The sequence below is a fragment of the Mycobacterium sp. ELW1 genome (genome assembly GCF_008329905.1).
GTDB lineage: Bacteria > Actinomycetota > Actinomycetes > Mycobacteriales > Mycobacteriaceae > Mycobacterium.
In genome coordinates this window covers 732,046-745,607 of the sequence record NZ_CP032155.1, presented here as the reverse complement: position 1 = coordinate 745,607, position 13,562 = coordinate 732,046, and the positions used below count along the sequence as shown (strand labels likewise).

Below are 13,562 nucleotides of genomic sequence, written 5' to 3'. Positions count from 1 at the left end.
ACATGAGCACAGCTGGTGTGCTGATGCCGTTGCCGGTACTGATCCCGTTGGTCGCGGCGGCGTTCACGTTGATCGCCGGGCGCAGGCCACGACTACAGCGGCTGATCGCGCTGGCCGCGCTGAGCGGCGTGCTGGTGGTGTGCGTGGCGCTGCTCTACCTGACCGACCGCGACGGCACCCAGGCATTGCATGTCGGCGGCTGGGGGCCGACCGACGCGGGGCTGGGGCCGCTGGGCATCACCCTGGTGGCCGACCGCCTGTCGGCGATGATGCTGGTGGTGTCGGCGATCGTGCTGCTGGCCGTGGTGTTCTACGCCATCGGGCAGGGCATCCGGGACGGCGACGAGCGCCAACCGGTGTCGATCTTCCTGCCCACCTACCTGGTGCTGTCAGCCGGTGTGTGCACGGCGTTCCTGGCCGGCGACCTGTTCAACCTGTACGTCGGTTTCGAGGTCCTGCTGTCGGCGAGCTTCGTGCTGCTGACCATCGGCGCCAGCAAGGAACGGGTCCGTGCCGGCATCTCCTACGTGATGGTGTCGATGGTGTCGTCGCTGATCTTCCTGATCGGATTGGCACTGATCTATGCGACGACCGGGACGCTGAACATGGCGGAGTTGTCGCTGCGGCTACAGGAGGTCACCACCGGCACCCGCAGCGCCATCTTCGCGGTGCTTCTGGTCGCGTTCGGCATCAAAGCGGCGGTGTTCCCGCTGTCGGCGTGGCTGCCGGATTCCTATCCCACCGCGCCGGCCCCGGTCACCGCGGTGTTCGCCGGGTTGCTCACCAAAGTCGGCGTGTACGCGATCATCCGGGCGCACTCGCTGCTGTTCCCCGCCGGCCGGCTGGACAACGTACTGCTGGTCGCGGCGCTGCTGACCATGCTCGTCGGCATCCTCGGTGCGATCGCGCAGAGCGACATCAAACGACTGCTGTCGTTCACTCTCATCAGTCACATCGGCTACATGGTCTTCGGCATCGCGCTGTCCAGTCGGCTGGGCATGTCGGGGGCGATCTACTACGTCGCCCACCACATCATCGTGCAGACCACCCTGTTCCTGGTCGTCGGATTGATCGAGCGACAGGCCGGAGCGTCGACCCTGCGTCGGCTCGGTGGACTGGCCGCCGCCAGCCCGCTGCTGGCGTTCGTCTTCATGGTGCCGGCACTCAATCTCGGTGGTATCCCGCCATTTTCGGGCTTCATCGGTAAGGTCGCGCTGCTCGAGGCGGGTACCGCCGATGGTTCGGTACTCGCCTGGCTACTGGTCGCCGGGTCGGTGGTGACGAGCTTGCTGACGCTGTATGTGGTGGCCCGGGTGTGGACCAAGGCGTTCTGGCGGGCGCGGGTCGACGCACCCGAAGGCGACCTCGCCGACTCCGCGCCGTCGGTCCTGCTCGACGACTACTCCGATGACGTCTCGTTCGACGACCGGGGCGATGTCGGCCGGATGCCGGTCGGAATGCTGGTCCCCACAATGGCTTTGATCGCTGTCGGGCTGGTGTTGACGGTGGCGGCGGGCCCCATCCTCGGTTATACCGATCGCGCGGCCGACGAGGTGCTCGACCGCGCCCAGTACATCACCGCGGTGCTGGGGAACGCGGAGGTGAGCCACCGATGAGAACATGGGTGCTTCGGGTCTGGACGCTGGTGTGGCTGACTCTGGTGTGGTTGCTGCTGTGGGGCACCGTGTCGGTGGCCAATGTGCTGTCCGGGCTGGCGGTCGCGCTGTTGATAATCCTGTTGCTGCCGCTGCCGTCGGTGCCGGTGCAGGGCCGGTTGCATCCGTTATCGCTGCTGCGGCTGGTGCTGCATGTCGCATGGTGGCTGATGCAGTCCTCGGTACAGGTGGCCTGGCTGGCGATCCGGCCGGGAAAGCCACCGCTGTCGGCGGTGCTGCGCGGCCACCTGGCCCTGAAGTCTGATCTGGTGCTGGCCCTGGCGGTCAACATCATGAATCTCACGCCGGGAACGATCGTGCTCGAGATCGACCAGACGCGGCGGCTGGTGTACGTCCATGTCCTGGACGTGGGCTCCCAGCGTTCAGTGGAGCGGTTTTACCGGCAGCTGACCCAGCTGGAGCGGATGCTGATCGCGGCGTTCGAGCGGGACTCCGAATGGCGTCCTGCCGCAAGCGAAGCCGAGGAGGGGGTCCAGTCATGACGATCGTGTGGGTGCTCTCGGGCGTGATGCTGGTCGCGGCCGCGGCGATCACGATGATCCGGCTCCTGATGGGCCCCAGCACGCTGGACCGGCTGGTGGCGGTCGACACCCTGGTGGCGGTGACGATGTGCGGCATCGGCACGTGGGCGGCGTTCAGTCTGGACACCACCGTCACCTACAGCCTGGCCGCCCTCGCGCTGATCAGCTTCGTCGGATCGGTCAGCGTGGCCCGGTTCCGGGTGCCTGACATCGCGCGGCGGGACGAGTCATGAACTCCCTCGATCTGCTGGCGGGCGTGCTCGTATTGGCCGGATCCGCGCTGGCTCTGACCGCGGCCGTCGGTGTCCTGCGCTTTCCCGACACGCTGACCCGCATGCACGCCGCGACCAAACCGCAGGTGCTGGGACTGCTGCTGGTCCTGGCCGGCGCGACGATCCGGCTGCGCGGCAACGTCGACGTCGGCATGCTGGTGCTGACCGCCATGTTCACCCTGATCACCGCGCCGGTGATCGCCCATCGGGTCGGGCAGCTGGCCTACCGTGAGCAACGGGTCAGCGACGGGCTGACGGTCGATGAGATGCGTGAGGACAACACCGAGGGAGCGAAGCCGGAGCCGTGAGCCGAACCGACGACGACAGCTGGGACATCACCGAAGGGGTCGGCGCCACCGCGCTGAGCGTGGCCCGCGCACGGGCGACGGAGACCGGCGCCGAATGTCCGCTCTACCTCGACCCGTACGCCCACTTCTTCGTCGAGGCCGCCGTCGAGGCAGGCTGGCGCTCACCGTTTCTGGACGACGACCCGGTACGGGCACAGGCCATGGCCGCCTACATCGCCTCGCGCACGAAGTTCTTCGACGAGTTCTTCACCACCGCCGGCGCCAACGGACTGGATCAGGCCGTGATCCTGGCCGCCGGCCTCGACACCCGCGCCTGGCGGCTGCCGTGGATCAGCGGCACGACGGTCTACGAGATCGACCAGCCGAAGGTGCTGGAGTTCAAGGCGCGGGTACTGGCCGAGCACCAGGCAAAGCCCGGCGCCGGGTATGCCGCGGTCGCGGTCGATCTGCGCCACGACTGGCCAACCGCGCTGCGCCAGAACGGTTTTGACCCATCACGCCCGACGGCATGGTCCGCCGAAGGACTGCTGCCGTACCTGCCCGCCGCCGCACAGGACGCGCTGTTCGAGCAGATCGACCAGCTCAGCGCCGCCGGCAGCAGGTTGTCGGTGGAGGCGTTCGGTGAAACGTTCTACTCCGCCGAACAGCTGGCCCGCCGCCAGGAGCGGATGGCGCAGGCCCGCCGGGAGGCCGCCGAGGCCGGCGGTCCGGAGCTGCCCGACGTCACCCGGCTCTGGTACATGGAGGCGCGCACCGACGTCGAGAAGTGGCTGACCGAGCGGGGCTGGGAGGTCACCGCGACCTCGGCCGTCGACCTGATGGCGCACTACAAGCGGCCCGCACCAGACGATCTCGAGGACCCGGTGCCCGACACCGTCCTGCTGGATGCGCACAAGCTCTGAACCTGCCCCGGCGAAGTGTAAGTCGGCTACAGGTAATGGGTTTCAGACCCCGGCCGCCCCGTCGATGCATTCACGGATCAGGTCGGCGTGCCCGCAATGGCGGGCATACTCGGTGACCATGTGGGTGTAGATCCAGCGCAGACTCACCTCACCGCCCATGAAGGGGCTGGTGTCATCGAGCGCCCGCGTCGCACAGTTCGCGCGCGCGTGCCTGATTTCGTCCTGCCAGATCGCCACGGCGGCGCGATGTGACGACTCCGCCGTCACCGCGAACCCACCGTCGTGGCCCTCGGGCTGATCGGATGGTCCGAAAATCGGCGGCGCGTTCTCTCCGGCAAGTACGCGACGGAACCAATTCCGTTCCACCTCCGCGGCATGCTGAAGCAAGCCCAACAGCGTCAACTGCGACGGCGGCACCGACGCAACACGCAGCCGGTCGTCCTCAAGGCCTTCGCATTTGGTGGCCAACGTCGCGCGGTAGAAGTCCAGCCAACTCTCCAGTGTGGTGCGCTCATCGGCATTCAGCGGCGGCATCGGCCGTTCCATCGACGTCATGCACCAAGGGTGTCATCTCACCCCGACAGAAGAGAACTGGAGCGGCTATTCCCCGGTGTCGTCGGAGGCGATCTGGAATTCGACCATGGCCGAGACTGTTTCGATCGCGTCGGTCAGCACGTCGACCCGTTCGGCCAGCGTCGGCGCCGCCAGTACCGCGTACCGGTCGGCCTGCCCCATCGGCACCCGCGAGGCGAGCGCATAGACGTGCCGGGACGGATCGTCGGCGACCTCGGGCGCGACCGCGAGCGCGTCGGGCCGCAACCGCGCGCCCCGCGCGCTGACGATGCGTTCGAACAGCGCCAGCATCGCATCGATGATCTCGCCGATGCGTTCGTGCGTCACCGGTGGGCCCGGCTCGTCGGGCCAGGGTTCGATGTCGGCGCGAGGGTAGGGGTCATCGTCCAGCCACTCGCGCACCCGGATTCGTTCACCGATGACGGTGCCCAGTTGGTATTGGCCCATTCCGTGGTCGGCATATTCGGTGATGCGGGCCAGCGCCCCGACGTCGCCGCGGACATCGCCACCACCGACCTCGCGGCCGCGGGTGATCAACACGACCCCGAATGCGGGGTCGGTCATGTCCAAGCAGTCCCGCACCAGCTGCGAGTATCGCGGCTCGAAGATCCGCAGCGGCAATGGTTCTCCGGGCAGCAGCGCAGACTGCAGCGGGAACATCGGCTGGGCGGTCATGGCTACCGGATGCCCTGCCCCATGACCACATCCTTGACCGGTGCGCTGGGATCGACGAATCCGCACAACGCGCTGGCCACTCCCGCCCACAGCTGGGGGTTCATCGAGACCAGCTGATTCCCGCTTTTCCCGATCGCCACGATCACTTCGCGCCGTGTGACGGTGTCCATGGTCAGGAACTCGCGGCAGGTCGTGGTGAGCAGATCGGCGGGAACCATGCCCTTGCCTGCCTCGCCCGGGGTGGCCACCGGGGTGCCGGTGATCGCTTTGGCGCAACCGCCGCCGGTCAGGACGACGGCCGTCGCCACCACCGCGAGTCCCAGTCGTCTCATCCTCATGGGCGCCTCCCTCGGGTCCATTGCACCACTCCTCCTCGGGCTTACCGCCCGCATCGTCGTGACGCGGGCTAGATGTCCAGCTCCCCGACCAACGAGTCAACCACCGCGCGCAGATCGCCGCCGTTCTCCTCGGCCACCCGGTGCTGGCGCTGGTAGGACGCACCGCGCCGCGGAATGTCGGCGACCGCAGCCAATTCGTCTGCGCAGTGCAGTGATTCGGCCACCGGCTGCAGACGGGTCAGCAGATCGTCGAGATCCTCGGTGACCAGCCGTTCATTGCTGTCGGCATCGAGGATGATGATGGCGTCCAGACCGTACCGCGCGGCGCGCCACTTGTTCTCCTGCACATGCCACGGCGGCATCACCGGCAACTGCTCACCGGCTTCCAGCCGGCGATCCAAGTCCACCACCAGGCAGTGCGTCAGCGCCACCAATGCCGCGAGCTCCCGCAGATTGGAGACCCCGTCGAACACCCGCACCTCGATGGTGCCCAGATGCGGAGACGGCCTGATGTCCCAACGCACTTCGTTGATGTGGTCGATGATGCCGGTCTTCTTCTGGTCGTGCACGAACCGCTCGAACTGCCGCCAGGTCTGGAATTGGAACGGCAGGCCCGCAGTCGGCAGCTGCTGGAACATCATCGCCCGGTTGCTGGCGTAACCGGTGTCATCGCCGGCCCAGAACGGCGAGGAGGCCGACAGCGCCAGCAGATGCGGATACTGGTTGAGCAGTGAGGAGATGATCGGCATCACTTTGTGCGCCGACGACACCCCGATGTGCACATGCACACCCCAGATGAGCATCTGCCGTCCCCACCACTGGGTCCGCTTGATCAGCTCGGCATAGCGCGGCGCATCGGTGAGCTTCTGCGTCGACCACGACGCGAACGGGTGGGTGCCCGCGCAGAACAGCTCCATGCCGCGGCCGTGCACGATCTCGCGCGCGCTGCGCAGGGTGCCCTTGAGGTCGGCCATCGCCTCGTCGACGGTGTCACACACACCGGTGACGACCTCGATGGTGTTGCGCAGCAACTCTTTATGGACGTGCGGGCTCTCGCCGACATCGGCGATCACCTCGGCCGCCTCATTGCTGAGGTCGCGGGTGGCCGCATCGATCAGGGCGAACTCCCACTCGACGCCGAGCGTCGGCCGGGGTGACCCGGCGAAGTCGATGCGGCCGGGCTTCTCCGAAGGAGATTTAGCCGGTGCCGACGACACCGCACGCCACCCGCTTGCCGGCGTCGCCGGTGGCCATCGTGGCTTCATCCGGGCCGGGCGCGCCGCCCTGGATCTGCTGGTAGCGCTCCGGCGGGATGTTGGCGAAGTTGTCGGCGTCGGCGTGAATGATGATCGCGGTCCCGTTGCCGCCCAGCAGATCCTGCTTGGTGAAGGCGTTGGTGGTGGTCACCAGCATTGCCGAGCCGTCCTCACGCACCTGCAGCGAGGCGAGGTCACCGCTGGCGGGATGCCCGCTGTGGCCGCCGGCCTGGAAGTGGCCACCCGCAGAGAGGAAGTCGCCGGGCGCGCCGCCGGCCGGGGCCACGGAGTTGGCCTCGCACTTGGCGAACGAGTGCAGGTGCAGGCCGTGGAAGCCCGGCGTCAGCTTGCCGGTTCCGGTGGTCTGCACGGTGACCGTCGCGAAGCCGTCCTGGAACTCGAAGGTCGCCGCGGCGACCTGGGTGCCGTCGGCCGTCTTGATCTGGGCGGTCAGGGTGTCGGCGCTGGACGCGGACGCCTGCGGAGCGGCGTGCGTGTCCTCACCGTGGCTTGCGCCGTGGGTGCCCTCGCCCGCGGCGGCGGGCGCCGGGGAGCCGGTCCACACCGGGGGCGTGGTTCCGGGCTGCGAGGCGATCGGTTCGTTCGGGCTGCACGCGCTCAACACGGCGACGGGAGCGACGAACAGGATGGCGGCGGCAGTTCTCAGCGGGCTGACGGTCGTGACCATGAGCCGAAGCCTATCCGGTCACCAAAACGATCACGCCCGGTGGCTGCTCGGCGATTTCCGGGATTCTCGGGGCCACCGGCGCGTTGAGCACCTTGGCCACCGCCTCCGCAGCGGCCTGCTCCCCGTCGGCGGTGCCGTAATACACCGTGGTCGCAGGCAGCGGCGGCACCTGCAGGTTGCTGGTCTCGGTGACATTCCAGCCGGCTTCGCGCAGCCGGTCACCGATCCGGCTGGCGGCGCCTTCGCCTTCACCGACGTTGAAAACCCGCACGTCGGCCTTGGGTGCCGGCGCGGCCGAGGTCTTGGACGTCGTCGTGGTCACCGTTCGCACCGACGTGTCGTCGCTGCTGTCGTCATTGCCCGAGCCCATGGCCTGGAAGCCGACCAGCAGGAAGATCACACCGAGGAACAGCAGCACCATCACCATGGCGCGCAGCGGCAGCCCGGCGGAATCAGGTACGCGGTCGTTCATCGCGCCCACTGTAACCAGCGGGTCCGCCATGGGAGAAAAATCAGGTGACCTCGAAGCCGAGTCGGCGCGCCGCGCGCGCCTTCTGTCGGCTCGCCCGAAGCCGTCGCAGCCGCTTGACCAGCATCGGATCGGCGGCGAGCGCCTCGGGGCGGTCGACCAGGGCGTTGAGCACCTGGTAGTAGCGGGTGGCCGACATCGAGAAGAGTTCCTTGATGGCCTCTTCCTTGGCGCCGGCGTACTTCCACCATTGCCGCTCGAAGGCCAGGACGTCGTATTCGCGGCGAGTCAACCCATCGGGAAGGTCAGCGTCGTCATTGGACCGCTCGGCCCGTGCCATGGCGCCGTCCATTTCGATCTGTAGACCCTTTCGAAGACCTGCAAATGACTTGCCTATGCTCGGCGCTCATTCAATCACGGTTGTCTCGGTTGGGACGGCAGCCAAGCCCGCGCGTCGGCTGACTTAAGCTTGCCGATCATGGCGGTTAGACCAATCGTGATTCTGGGTGATCCTGTTCTGCATACGCCGACGCAGCCCGTGCCGGTCGGTGACGACGGTTCGCTGCCCGCGGATCTGGCCGATCTGATCACGGACATGTACGACACGATGGACGCGGCCAACGGAGTCGGGCTGGCGGCCAACCAGATCGGCGTCGGCAAGCGGCTGTTTGTCTACGACTGCGCCGACGAGCGCGGGAAGACCACGCGCCGACGGGGTGTGGTCATCAATCCCGTGTTGGAGACCTCGGAGATTCCCGAGACCATGCCCGACCCGGACAACGACGACGAGGGCTGCCTGTCGGTGCCCGGCGAATCCTTTCCGTGTGGCCGCGCCAAGTGGGCACGGGTCACCGGCCTGGACGCCGACGGCAACGCGGTCACCCTGGAGGGCCACGACCTGTTCGCCCGCATGCTGCAGCACGAGACCGGACATCTCGACGGGTTCCTCTACGTCGACAAGCTGATCGGCCGGCACGCGCGGGCGGCGAAGAAGACCGCGAAGAGGAACGGCTGGGGGCCCGGCTGAGGCTCACCCCTGTTCGATCAGCACGCGATGACACGCGCGCGTGCCGGCCGACACGCGGACGGCGCCGATGGGGGGTGCCCGGCCTGGCGTGGACACCCGGTGAGGTGCCCGATCCGTTCGGTCACTGACCGATGACCAGCCTGCCGCCGACCGGCAGCCGAGTGAGCATTCGTCACCGCCTGCCCGCGGGCACCACGCCGCCGATGTCCGACGTGATCGGTGAGCTGCTGGCGGACGACCCGGTGATCGTGGTGCGCACCAAGTCCGACGGGGTGGTGGAGGTTCGCCCGGCTGATGTGGTCGCGGTACGGGAGCTCAGCGTGGTTCCCGTACGAACCTCCGAGATCCGCAACCTCGAGCATGCGGCCGCGCTGGCATGGCCGGGCACCGAGCAGAGCTGGCAGGACGGCTGGCTGCTGCGGGCCGCGGGCGGCTACACCAGCCGAGCCAACTCGGCTGTACCACTGGACTTCTCGTCGAACATCACCGCGCTGCCCGCGATCGTCAAGTGGTACGCGCAGCGTGGCCTGGAGCCGTGGCTGGCGCTGCCGGAGCGGCTGCTGCCGATTCGCGTTGACGGCATCAAGCACACCCGGGTGATGGTCACCGACGTCACCGCCACCGAGCCGGACGAGGCGGTGACCTTCCTGCCGAGCCCGAATGCGGAATGGCTGGCCTGCTATGAGCGCGACGTGCCGCCCGAGGTACTGACGGCGGTGGTCGACGGCGAGGTCGTGTTCGCCGCGACGGCCGGCGCCGCGGTCGGGCGGGGGGCGATCACCACCGCACCGGACGGCACCCGCTGGCTGGGTATCTCGGCCGTGCACGTCGACGCCGAGCACCGCAGGCGTGGGCACGCCCGCCGGCTGTGCGTGGCCCTGCTCGACTGGGGCGCGCGGGGCGGCGCCGACCGGGCGTACGTGCAGGTGCTGAGCGACAACTCGGGCGCGATCATGCTGTATCACTCGCTCGGTTTTCGGCTGCATCATCACCACCGCTACGTCGATGCCCGGTCTTTGAGCCCCCGTACGCTGTAGGCCATGTCCGCCGACGTCTTGCGCCTGGCCACCTGGAACGTGAATTCGATTCGCGCGAGGGTGGACCGGGTCGTGGACTGGCTCGGCCGCGCCGACGTCGATGTGCTGGCCATGCAGGAAACCAAGTGCGCTGACGACCAGTTCCCCACCATGCCGTTCCTGGAAGCCGGCTACGAGGTGGTGCACTGCGGGTTCAATCAGTGGAACGGAGTGGCGATCGCCTCCCGCGTCGGCTTCGATGACGTCCAGGTCGGCTTCGACGGCCAGCCCTCATGGGGCAAGGACGCCGACGCCAAGGCCGAGGCCCGCGCCCTGGCGGCCACCTGCGGCGGCGTGCGGGTGTGGAGTCTGTACGTGCCCAATGGCCGCACCCTGGCGGATCCGCATTATCAGTACAAGCTGGAATGGCTTGCAGCTCTGCGTAATACAGCGGAGTCGTGGCTGCTCGACGACCCTCAGGCGCCGATCGCACTGGTCGGCGACTGGAACATCGCGCCGACGGACGAGGACGTCTGGGACATCACCGTGTTCGACGGCGCCACCCATGTGTCGGAACCGGAACGCAAGGCGTTCAACGACATCGTCGAGACCAGGTTCACCGACGTGGTGCGCCCCTTCACCCCCGGCCCCGGTGTCTACACCTACTGGGATTACACCCAGCTCGCGTTCCAGAAGCGTCGCGGCATGCGCATCGACTTCATCCTGGGCTCACCGGCATTGGCGAACCGGGTGACACACGCCGAGATCGTCAAGGACGAACGCCGTCCTGGCAAGAAGGGCGACCCCGCGCCCAGCGACCACGCGCCGGTGCTGGTCGACGTGCGCCGCTGACGTCGTCAGGCCGTTGACGGTTCGCTGACTTTCACCAGCATCTTGCCGATGTTGGCGCCGGTGAACAGCCCGTTGAGCGCGTCGACGCAGGAGTCCAGCCCGTCGAAGATGGTCTCGCGGTGCACCAGCTTGCCTTCGGATTCCCAGCGGCGCAGATCGGCGAACGCCTCATCGAAGCGGCCCCACATGTCCAAGGCGTTGAAACCCTGCATCGAGGCGGTCTTGGCCAGCAGGTTGACGTAATTGGCGGGCCCGGGATGCTCGCCGGTGAGGTAGCTGGAGATGACACCGCACAGGACCACCCGGGCCTTGGGAGCCAGCCGGCCCAGCACGGCGTTGAGGATCGGGCCGCCGACATTGTCGAAGTACACGTTGACGCCCTTGGGGCAGTGCGCCTTCAGGGCGGCGGGGATGTCGTCGTTCTTGTAGTCGATACAGGCGTCGAAGCCGAAGTCCTCGACCACCGCACGGCATTTGTCCGGCCCGCCGGCGATGCCGACGACCCGGGCACCGGCGATCTTCGCGATCTGTCCGGCCACCGATCCGGTGGCACCGGCCGCCGCCGACACCACCACCGTCTCCCCCTCCTGCGGGCGGCCGATGTCGGTCATGCCGAAATAGGCTGTGGCGCCGGTCGGCCCGTACACGCTCATGATGGCCAACTGGTCGGTCTCGCCGGGGATGGGCGTGCTGAACATGTCGTCGCGGATGATCGCGTAGTCCTGAAAGCCGGTGAGGGTGGTGACGATCTGGCCGACGGTGAACGCGTCACACCGGGTTTCGACGACCTCACCGATCCCGGCGGCGCGGATGACCTCGCCGAGCTGCACCGGCGGCAGGTAGCTCGGCTGGTCGTCGAGCCAGGTCCGGACGGCGGCGTCCAGTCCCACATAGGTGGTGCGCAGCAGCGCCTCACCCTCGGCGGGATCGGGTGCGTGCGTGGTGACCAGCTCGGTGTCGGTGGATTGCACCAGGCCCGAGGGGCGACGGCGAAGGAGGATCTGGCGGTTCGTCAGCGCGGGCACGGTCAGCAAGCTACCGAAGGCAGCGCGGATTCGGAGGCCAGTTGGGACAGTCGCGATGCGGCGGTATGGCACGCCATTATTCCCAGCAAACGGCGAAGCCATTCCATCATCGCGGCCAGGATGATTTGATGGCAGTGCCGCGGCCGGTCCGTGGTGGTCAAGGGGGAGGTCTCGGTGCGCCGCGCAACCGCAATGTTCTGTTACAAGCCTGCAGCTTTCGCGGCAGCCGTCGCACTGTCGATGTCGACGCTGTTCGCCGGTATCCCGGTGAGTTCCGCCGACCCTGACGACGGCGACGGCGGCAGCAGCTACGACGACGGTGGCGGATACGACGACGGCGGTTATGACGACGGCGGCGGCTACGACGAGGGCGGCGTGGATTTCGACGACCCGGGCGACGTCGACGACGGCGGCATGGACTATGCGCCCGACGTGGACGACCCCGCCGACCAGGACGCACCGGAGTCACCCGGAGAGGACCAGCAAGAGCCCGAGCAGGCGCCCGGGGAGGCACCGCAACCCACGGAGGAAGAACCCGGCGCCGACGGTGAGCACCCCGACGGCGCACCCCAGGAGCCGTCCGGCGCCGAGACCCCAGAGCCCTCCGCTCCGGAGACCCACAGCCCGGACGACGACCCCAACTCCACCGCAGACCCGGACGACGAGCCCGACGCCGAGCCCAAGCCGGACACGGCCGAGGTCCCGCGCGACGACGGCACCACCGCTCGTCGCGGCAGGGTCGTCGGCCCGAAGACCACCACCAGGGGTGCTCGGTCCTACGCCAACAAGGTGAAGTCCGCGGTCCCCCGGCCCGCCCGATCCAGGGCGGGGCGGCTGAACAGTCCGGTCAAGAAATGGAATTCGCGCTGGACCTCATACGACCGGTACTACCGGCCGGTCTTCATCAACCCGTACCAGGCCCCGCTGCGGGTCGTATACGAATCCGGCGGCACCCCAAGGACATTCACCGTCCCGCCGCTGCAGCGGGCCGTGATCGACACCCCTGGACCCGGGGTGTACAGCTTCACCGCCTCGACTGAAACCGGTTCGGCTCCGCCGACCAACATCTCGGTCGGCAGCTTCTCCGGCGGCGGCTTCAAGCCGGCGCCCGGACAGGCGCCGCCGCAGAAGCCGGCACCCCTGAACATCATCAAGAACGCCCTTGTCCAGGTGACATTCGACCAGGGCACCTCAGCGCCGTTCCGGGTGCGCACGCTGACGGATCTGGGCAAGGACCCCGCCGTCGGCGATGCCACCCGCGTTCTTCTCGACGGCGAGATCCCCGCCTGGGGGCAATGGTCGAAGGACGAACACGGCGAAGCGCTGTTCCAGATCTCTCGGACGCAGCTGCTGCCCGGCGTCGACCCGCCGGCTCAGGATCCGCTGCCCGGCTACGACATCAAACTCGTTGCCGGCCAACAGGCGCCCGCGGCACAGGCCCAACAACACCAGAACCGCACACTGCTGATCGGCGGCGGGATCGCGGCGGTGGTGGTCCTCGCGGGCGTCGCGATCACCGTTGTGGTGGTCCGCCGGCGACGGTCCGGCGACCAGCCGGAGAATGTGGACATCTCCGGGGGCTAGCAGGAGCTGTCGCCGGGTAACCGGTACGTGAACATTCGGCGATTTGGGTGGCGATCACCGGTGTCCGGCAGAACCATGGTCGAGATGGGGTCGTTTGTTTCGGTGTACGTCGATTGGGCAGCGACGGTGGAGCATGTTCGTGCGGCCGCCAGCACACTTCCCTTGCCCGTCGGCGTTCAGGGCATCGATGTGGTCGAGGCCGGCGATACCTTCGGTTGCCGGATCGCCGTCGATCTGACCGGTGACTTCGACGAGCAGCGCGACGGTACCCGCATCGCCCGCTCCTTCGCGGCCCAGCTCTCCGATGCGCTGGCTGTCCCGGCGTTCGCTCTTCGTGACCTCATCTTGGTCGGCCGTTCGGATTCGTGATTCGTAGCCGT

At 67.8% G+C, this 13,562-nt stretch carries 17 protein-coding genes and 1 pseudogene; 10 read left to right on the top strand and 8 right to left on the bottom strand.

Annotated features, from left to right (window positions below; translation table 11 throughout):
• Positions 1 to 2 precede the first annotated feature (2 nt).
• The 5 genes from D3H54_RS03320 to D3H54_RS03300 are packed head-to-tail and all read left to right on the top strand — an operon-like array spanning position 3 to position 3,679.
• The gene (locus D3H54_RS03320) at positions 3 to 1,616 is read left to right on the top strand and encodes a Na+/H+ antiporter subunit D (RefSeq protein ID WP_149377850.1); all 1,614 of its coding nucleotides are present in this window, start codon (positions 3 to 5) and stop codon (positions 1,614 to 1,616) included.
• On the top strand, positions 1,613 to 2,158 hold the full coding sequence (locus D3H54_RS03315; protein ID WP_149377849.1) for a Na+/H+ antiporter subunit E: 546 nt from the start codon (positions 1,613 to 1,615) through the stop codon (positions 2,156 to 2,158). The genes D3H54_RS03320 and D3H54_RS03315 overlap by 4 nt, the downstream gene beginning before the upstream one ends.
• Complete coding sequence (locus tag D3H54_RS03310; protein ID WP_149377848.1) at positions 2,155 to 2,430, top strand: monovalent cation/H+ antiporter complex subunit F; 276 nt, start codon at positions 2,155 to 2,157, stop codon at positions 2,428 to 2,430. The genes D3H54_RS03315 and D3H54_RS03310 overlap by 4 nt, the downstream gene beginning before the upstream one ends.
• Positions 2,427 to 2,777 carry a monovalent cation/H(+) antiporter subunit G gene (gene mnhG / locus D3H54_RS03305; RefSeq protein WP_149377847.1) on the top strand — a complete coding sequence of 117 codons (351 nt, stop codon included), beginning with the start codon at positions 2,427 to 2,429 and terminating at the stop codon, positions 2,775 to 2,777. The genes D3H54_RS03310 and mnhG overlap by 4 nt, the downstream gene beginning before the upstream one ends.
• Positions 2,774 to 3,679 carry an SAM-dependent methyltransferase gene (locus D3H54_RS03300; protein ID WP_149377846.1) on the top strand — a complete coding sequence of 302 codons (906 nt, stop codon included), beginning with the start codon at positions 2,774 to 2,776 and terminating at the stop codon, positions 3,677 to 3,679. Before mnhG ends, D3H54_RS03300 begins: the two co-directional genes overlap by 4 nt.
• 42 nt (positions 3,680 to 3,721) lie before the next feature.
• Here D3H54_RS03300 and D3H54_RS03295 read toward each other — a convergent pair whose 3' ends face one another.
• The 7 genes from D3H54_RS03295 to napA form a co-directional block, all read right to left on the bottom strand.
• Entirely contained in the window at positions 3,722 to 4,234 is a 513-nt protein-coding gene (locus D3H54_RS03295) for a DinB family protein (protein ID WP_168214768.1), read from the bottom strand.
• Between the two features lie 45 nt (positions 4,235 to 4,279).
• Positions 4,280 to 4,927: an LON peptidase substrate-binding domain-containing protein gene (locus D3H54_RS03290; protein WP_149377845.1), complete on the bottom strand. Its 648-nt coding sequence runs from the start codon at positions 4,925 to 4,927 to the stop codon at positions 4,280 to 4,282.
• 2 nt (positions 4,928 to 4,929) lie between these two features.
• Positions 4,930 to 5,265, bottom strand: a complete 336-nt coding sequence (locus tag D3H54_RS03285) for a hypothetical protein (RefSeq protein WP_147291988.1) — start codon at positions 5,263 to 5,265, stop codon at positions 4,930 to 4,932.
• A 68-nt stretch (positions 5,266 to 5,333) separates the two neighbouring features.
• Complete coding sequence (locus tag D3H54_RS03280) at positions 5,334 to 6,482, bottom strand: glutamate--cysteine ligase (protein ID WP_149377844.1); 1,149 nt, start codon at positions 6,480 to 6,482, stop codon at positions 5,334 to 5,336.
• Positions 6,463 to 7,209 carry a superoxide dismutase[Cu-Zn] gene (gene sodC / locus D3H54_RS03275; protein WP_149377843.1) on the bottom strand — a complete coding sequence of 249 codons (747 nt, stop codon included), beginning with the start codon at positions 7,207 to 7,209 and terminating at the stop codon, positions 6,463 to 6,465. Before sodC ends, D3H54_RS03280 begins: the two co-directional genes overlap by 20 nt.
• Positions 7,210 to 7,219: 10 nt before the next feature.
• Positions 7,220 to 7,681: a LytR C-terminal domain-containing protein gene (locus D3H54_RS03270; protein ID WP_149377842.1), complete on the bottom strand. Its 462-nt coding sequence runs from the start codon at positions 7,679 to 7,681 to the stop codon at positions 7,220 to 7,222.
• Positions 7,682 to 7,721: 40 nt separating this feature from the next.
• Positions 7,722 to 8,030, bottom strand: coding sequence for a nucleoid-associated protein NapA (napA, locus tag D3H54_RS03265; protein ID WP_036343097.1), 309 nt, complete (start codon positions 8,028 to 8,030; stop codon positions 7,722 to 7,724).
• 126 nt (positions 8,031 to 8,156) lie between these two features.
• Between napA and D3H54_RS03260 the strand changes: the two are divergent.
• The 3 genes and pseudogenes from D3H54_RS03260 (at position 8,157) to D3H54_RS03250 (ending at position 10,573) form a co-directional block, all read left to right on the top strand.
• Positions 8,157 to 8,833 (top strand): annotated as a pseudogene (locus tag D3H54_RS03260) (peptide deformylase).
• 3 nt (positions 8,834 to 8,836) lie between these two features.
• Positions 8,837 to 9,742, top strand: coding sequence for an N-acetylglutamate synthase, CG3035 family (locus D3H54_RS03255; protein WP_149377840.1), 906 nt, complete (start codon positions 8,837 to 8,839; stop codon positions 9,740 to 9,742).
• Positions 9,743 to 9,760: 18 nt separating this feature from the next.
• The gene (locus D3H54_RS03250; protein WP_149383317.1) at positions 9,761 to 10,573 is read left to right on the top strand and encodes an exodeoxyribonuclease III; all 813 of its coding nucleotides are present in this window, start codon (positions 9,761 to 9,763) and stop codon (positions 10,571 to 10,573) included.
• Positions 10,574 to 10,578: 5 nt separating this feature from the next.
• Here the strand turns inward: D3H54_RS03250 and D3H54_RS03245 are convergent, their stop codons facing one another.
• A complete protein-coding gene (locus D3H54_RS03245) occupies positions 10,579 to 11,598 on the bottom strand; it encodes an NADP-dependent oxidoreductase (RefSeq protein ID WP_149377839.1) in 1,020 nt (339 codons plus the stop codon).
• Between the two features lie 174 nt (positions 11,599 to 11,772).
• On the opposite strand from D3H54_RS03245, the gene D3H54_RS31090 reads away from it, so the two are divergent.
• Together D3H54_RS31090 and D3H54_RS03240 are read left to right on the top strand one after the other, a co-directional pair.
• Entirely contained in the window at positions 11,773 to 13,182 is a 1,410-nt protein-coding gene (locus tag D3H54_RS31090) for a hypothetical protein (RefSeq protein WP_168214766.1), read from the top strand.
• Between the two features lie 84 nt (positions 13,183 to 13,266).
• Complete coding sequence (locus D3H54_RS03240; RefSeq protein WP_149377838.1) at positions 13,267 to 13,551, top strand: hypothetical protein; 285 nt, start codon at positions 13,267 to 13,269, stop codon at positions 13,549 to 13,551.
• Positions 13,552 to 13,562: the final 11 nt, after the last annotated feature.

What these genes read in the sequence shown, in the direction of transcription:
- D3H54_RS03320 (WP_149377850.1), top strand. Translation starts at nt 3, where the DNA reads ATGAGCACAGCTGGTGTGCTGATGCCGTTGCCGGTACTGATCCCGTTG.
- D3H54_RS03315 (WP_149377849.1), top strand. Translation starts at nt 1,613, where the DNA reads ATGAGAACATGGGTGCTTCGGGTCTGGACGCTGGTGTGGCTGACTCTG.
- D3H54_RS03310 (WP_149377848.1), top strand. Translation starts at nt 2,155, where the DNA reads ATGACGATCGTGTGGGTGCTCTCGGGCGTGATGCTGGTCGCGGCCGCG.
- mnhG (WP_149377847.1), top strand. Translation starts at nt 2,427, where the DNA reads ATGAACTCCCTCGATCTGCTGGCGGGCGTGCTCGTATTGGCCGGATCC.
- D3H54_RS03295 (WP_168214768.1), bottom strand. Translation starts at nt 4,234, where the DNA reads ATGACGTCGATGGAACGGCCGATGCCGCCGCTGAATGCCGATGAGCGC.
- D3H54_RS03290 (WP_149377845.1), bottom strand. Translation starts at nt 4,927, where the DNA reads ATGACCGCCCAGCCGATGTTCCCGCTGCAGTCTGCGCTGCTGCCCGGA.
- D3H54_RS03285 (WP_147291988.1), bottom strand. Translation starts at nt 5,265, where the DNA reads ATGAGGATGAGACGACTGGGACTCGCGGTGGTGGCGACGGCCGTCGTC.
- sodC (WP_149377843.1), bottom strand. Translation starts at nt 7,209, where the DNA reads ATGGTCACGACCGTCAGCCCGCTGAGAACTGCCGCCGCCATCCTGTTC.
- D3H54_RS03270 (WP_149377842.1), bottom strand. Translation starts at nt 7,681, where the DNA reads ATGAACGACCGCGTACCTGATTCCGCCGGGCTGCCGCTGCGCGCCATG.
- napA (WP_036343097.1), bottom strand. Translation starts at nt 8,030, where the DNA reads ATGGACGGCGCCATGGCACGGGCCGAGCGGTCCAATGACGACGCTGAC.
- D3H54_RS03255 (WP_149377840.1), top strand. Translation starts at nt 8,837, where the DNA reads ATGACCAGCCTGCCGCCGACCGGCAGCCGAGTGAGCATTCGTCACCGC.
- D3H54_RS03240 (WP_149377838.1), top strand. Translation starts at nt 13,267, where the DNA reads ATGGGGTCGTTTGTTTCGGTGTACGTCGATTGGGCAGCGACGGTGGAG.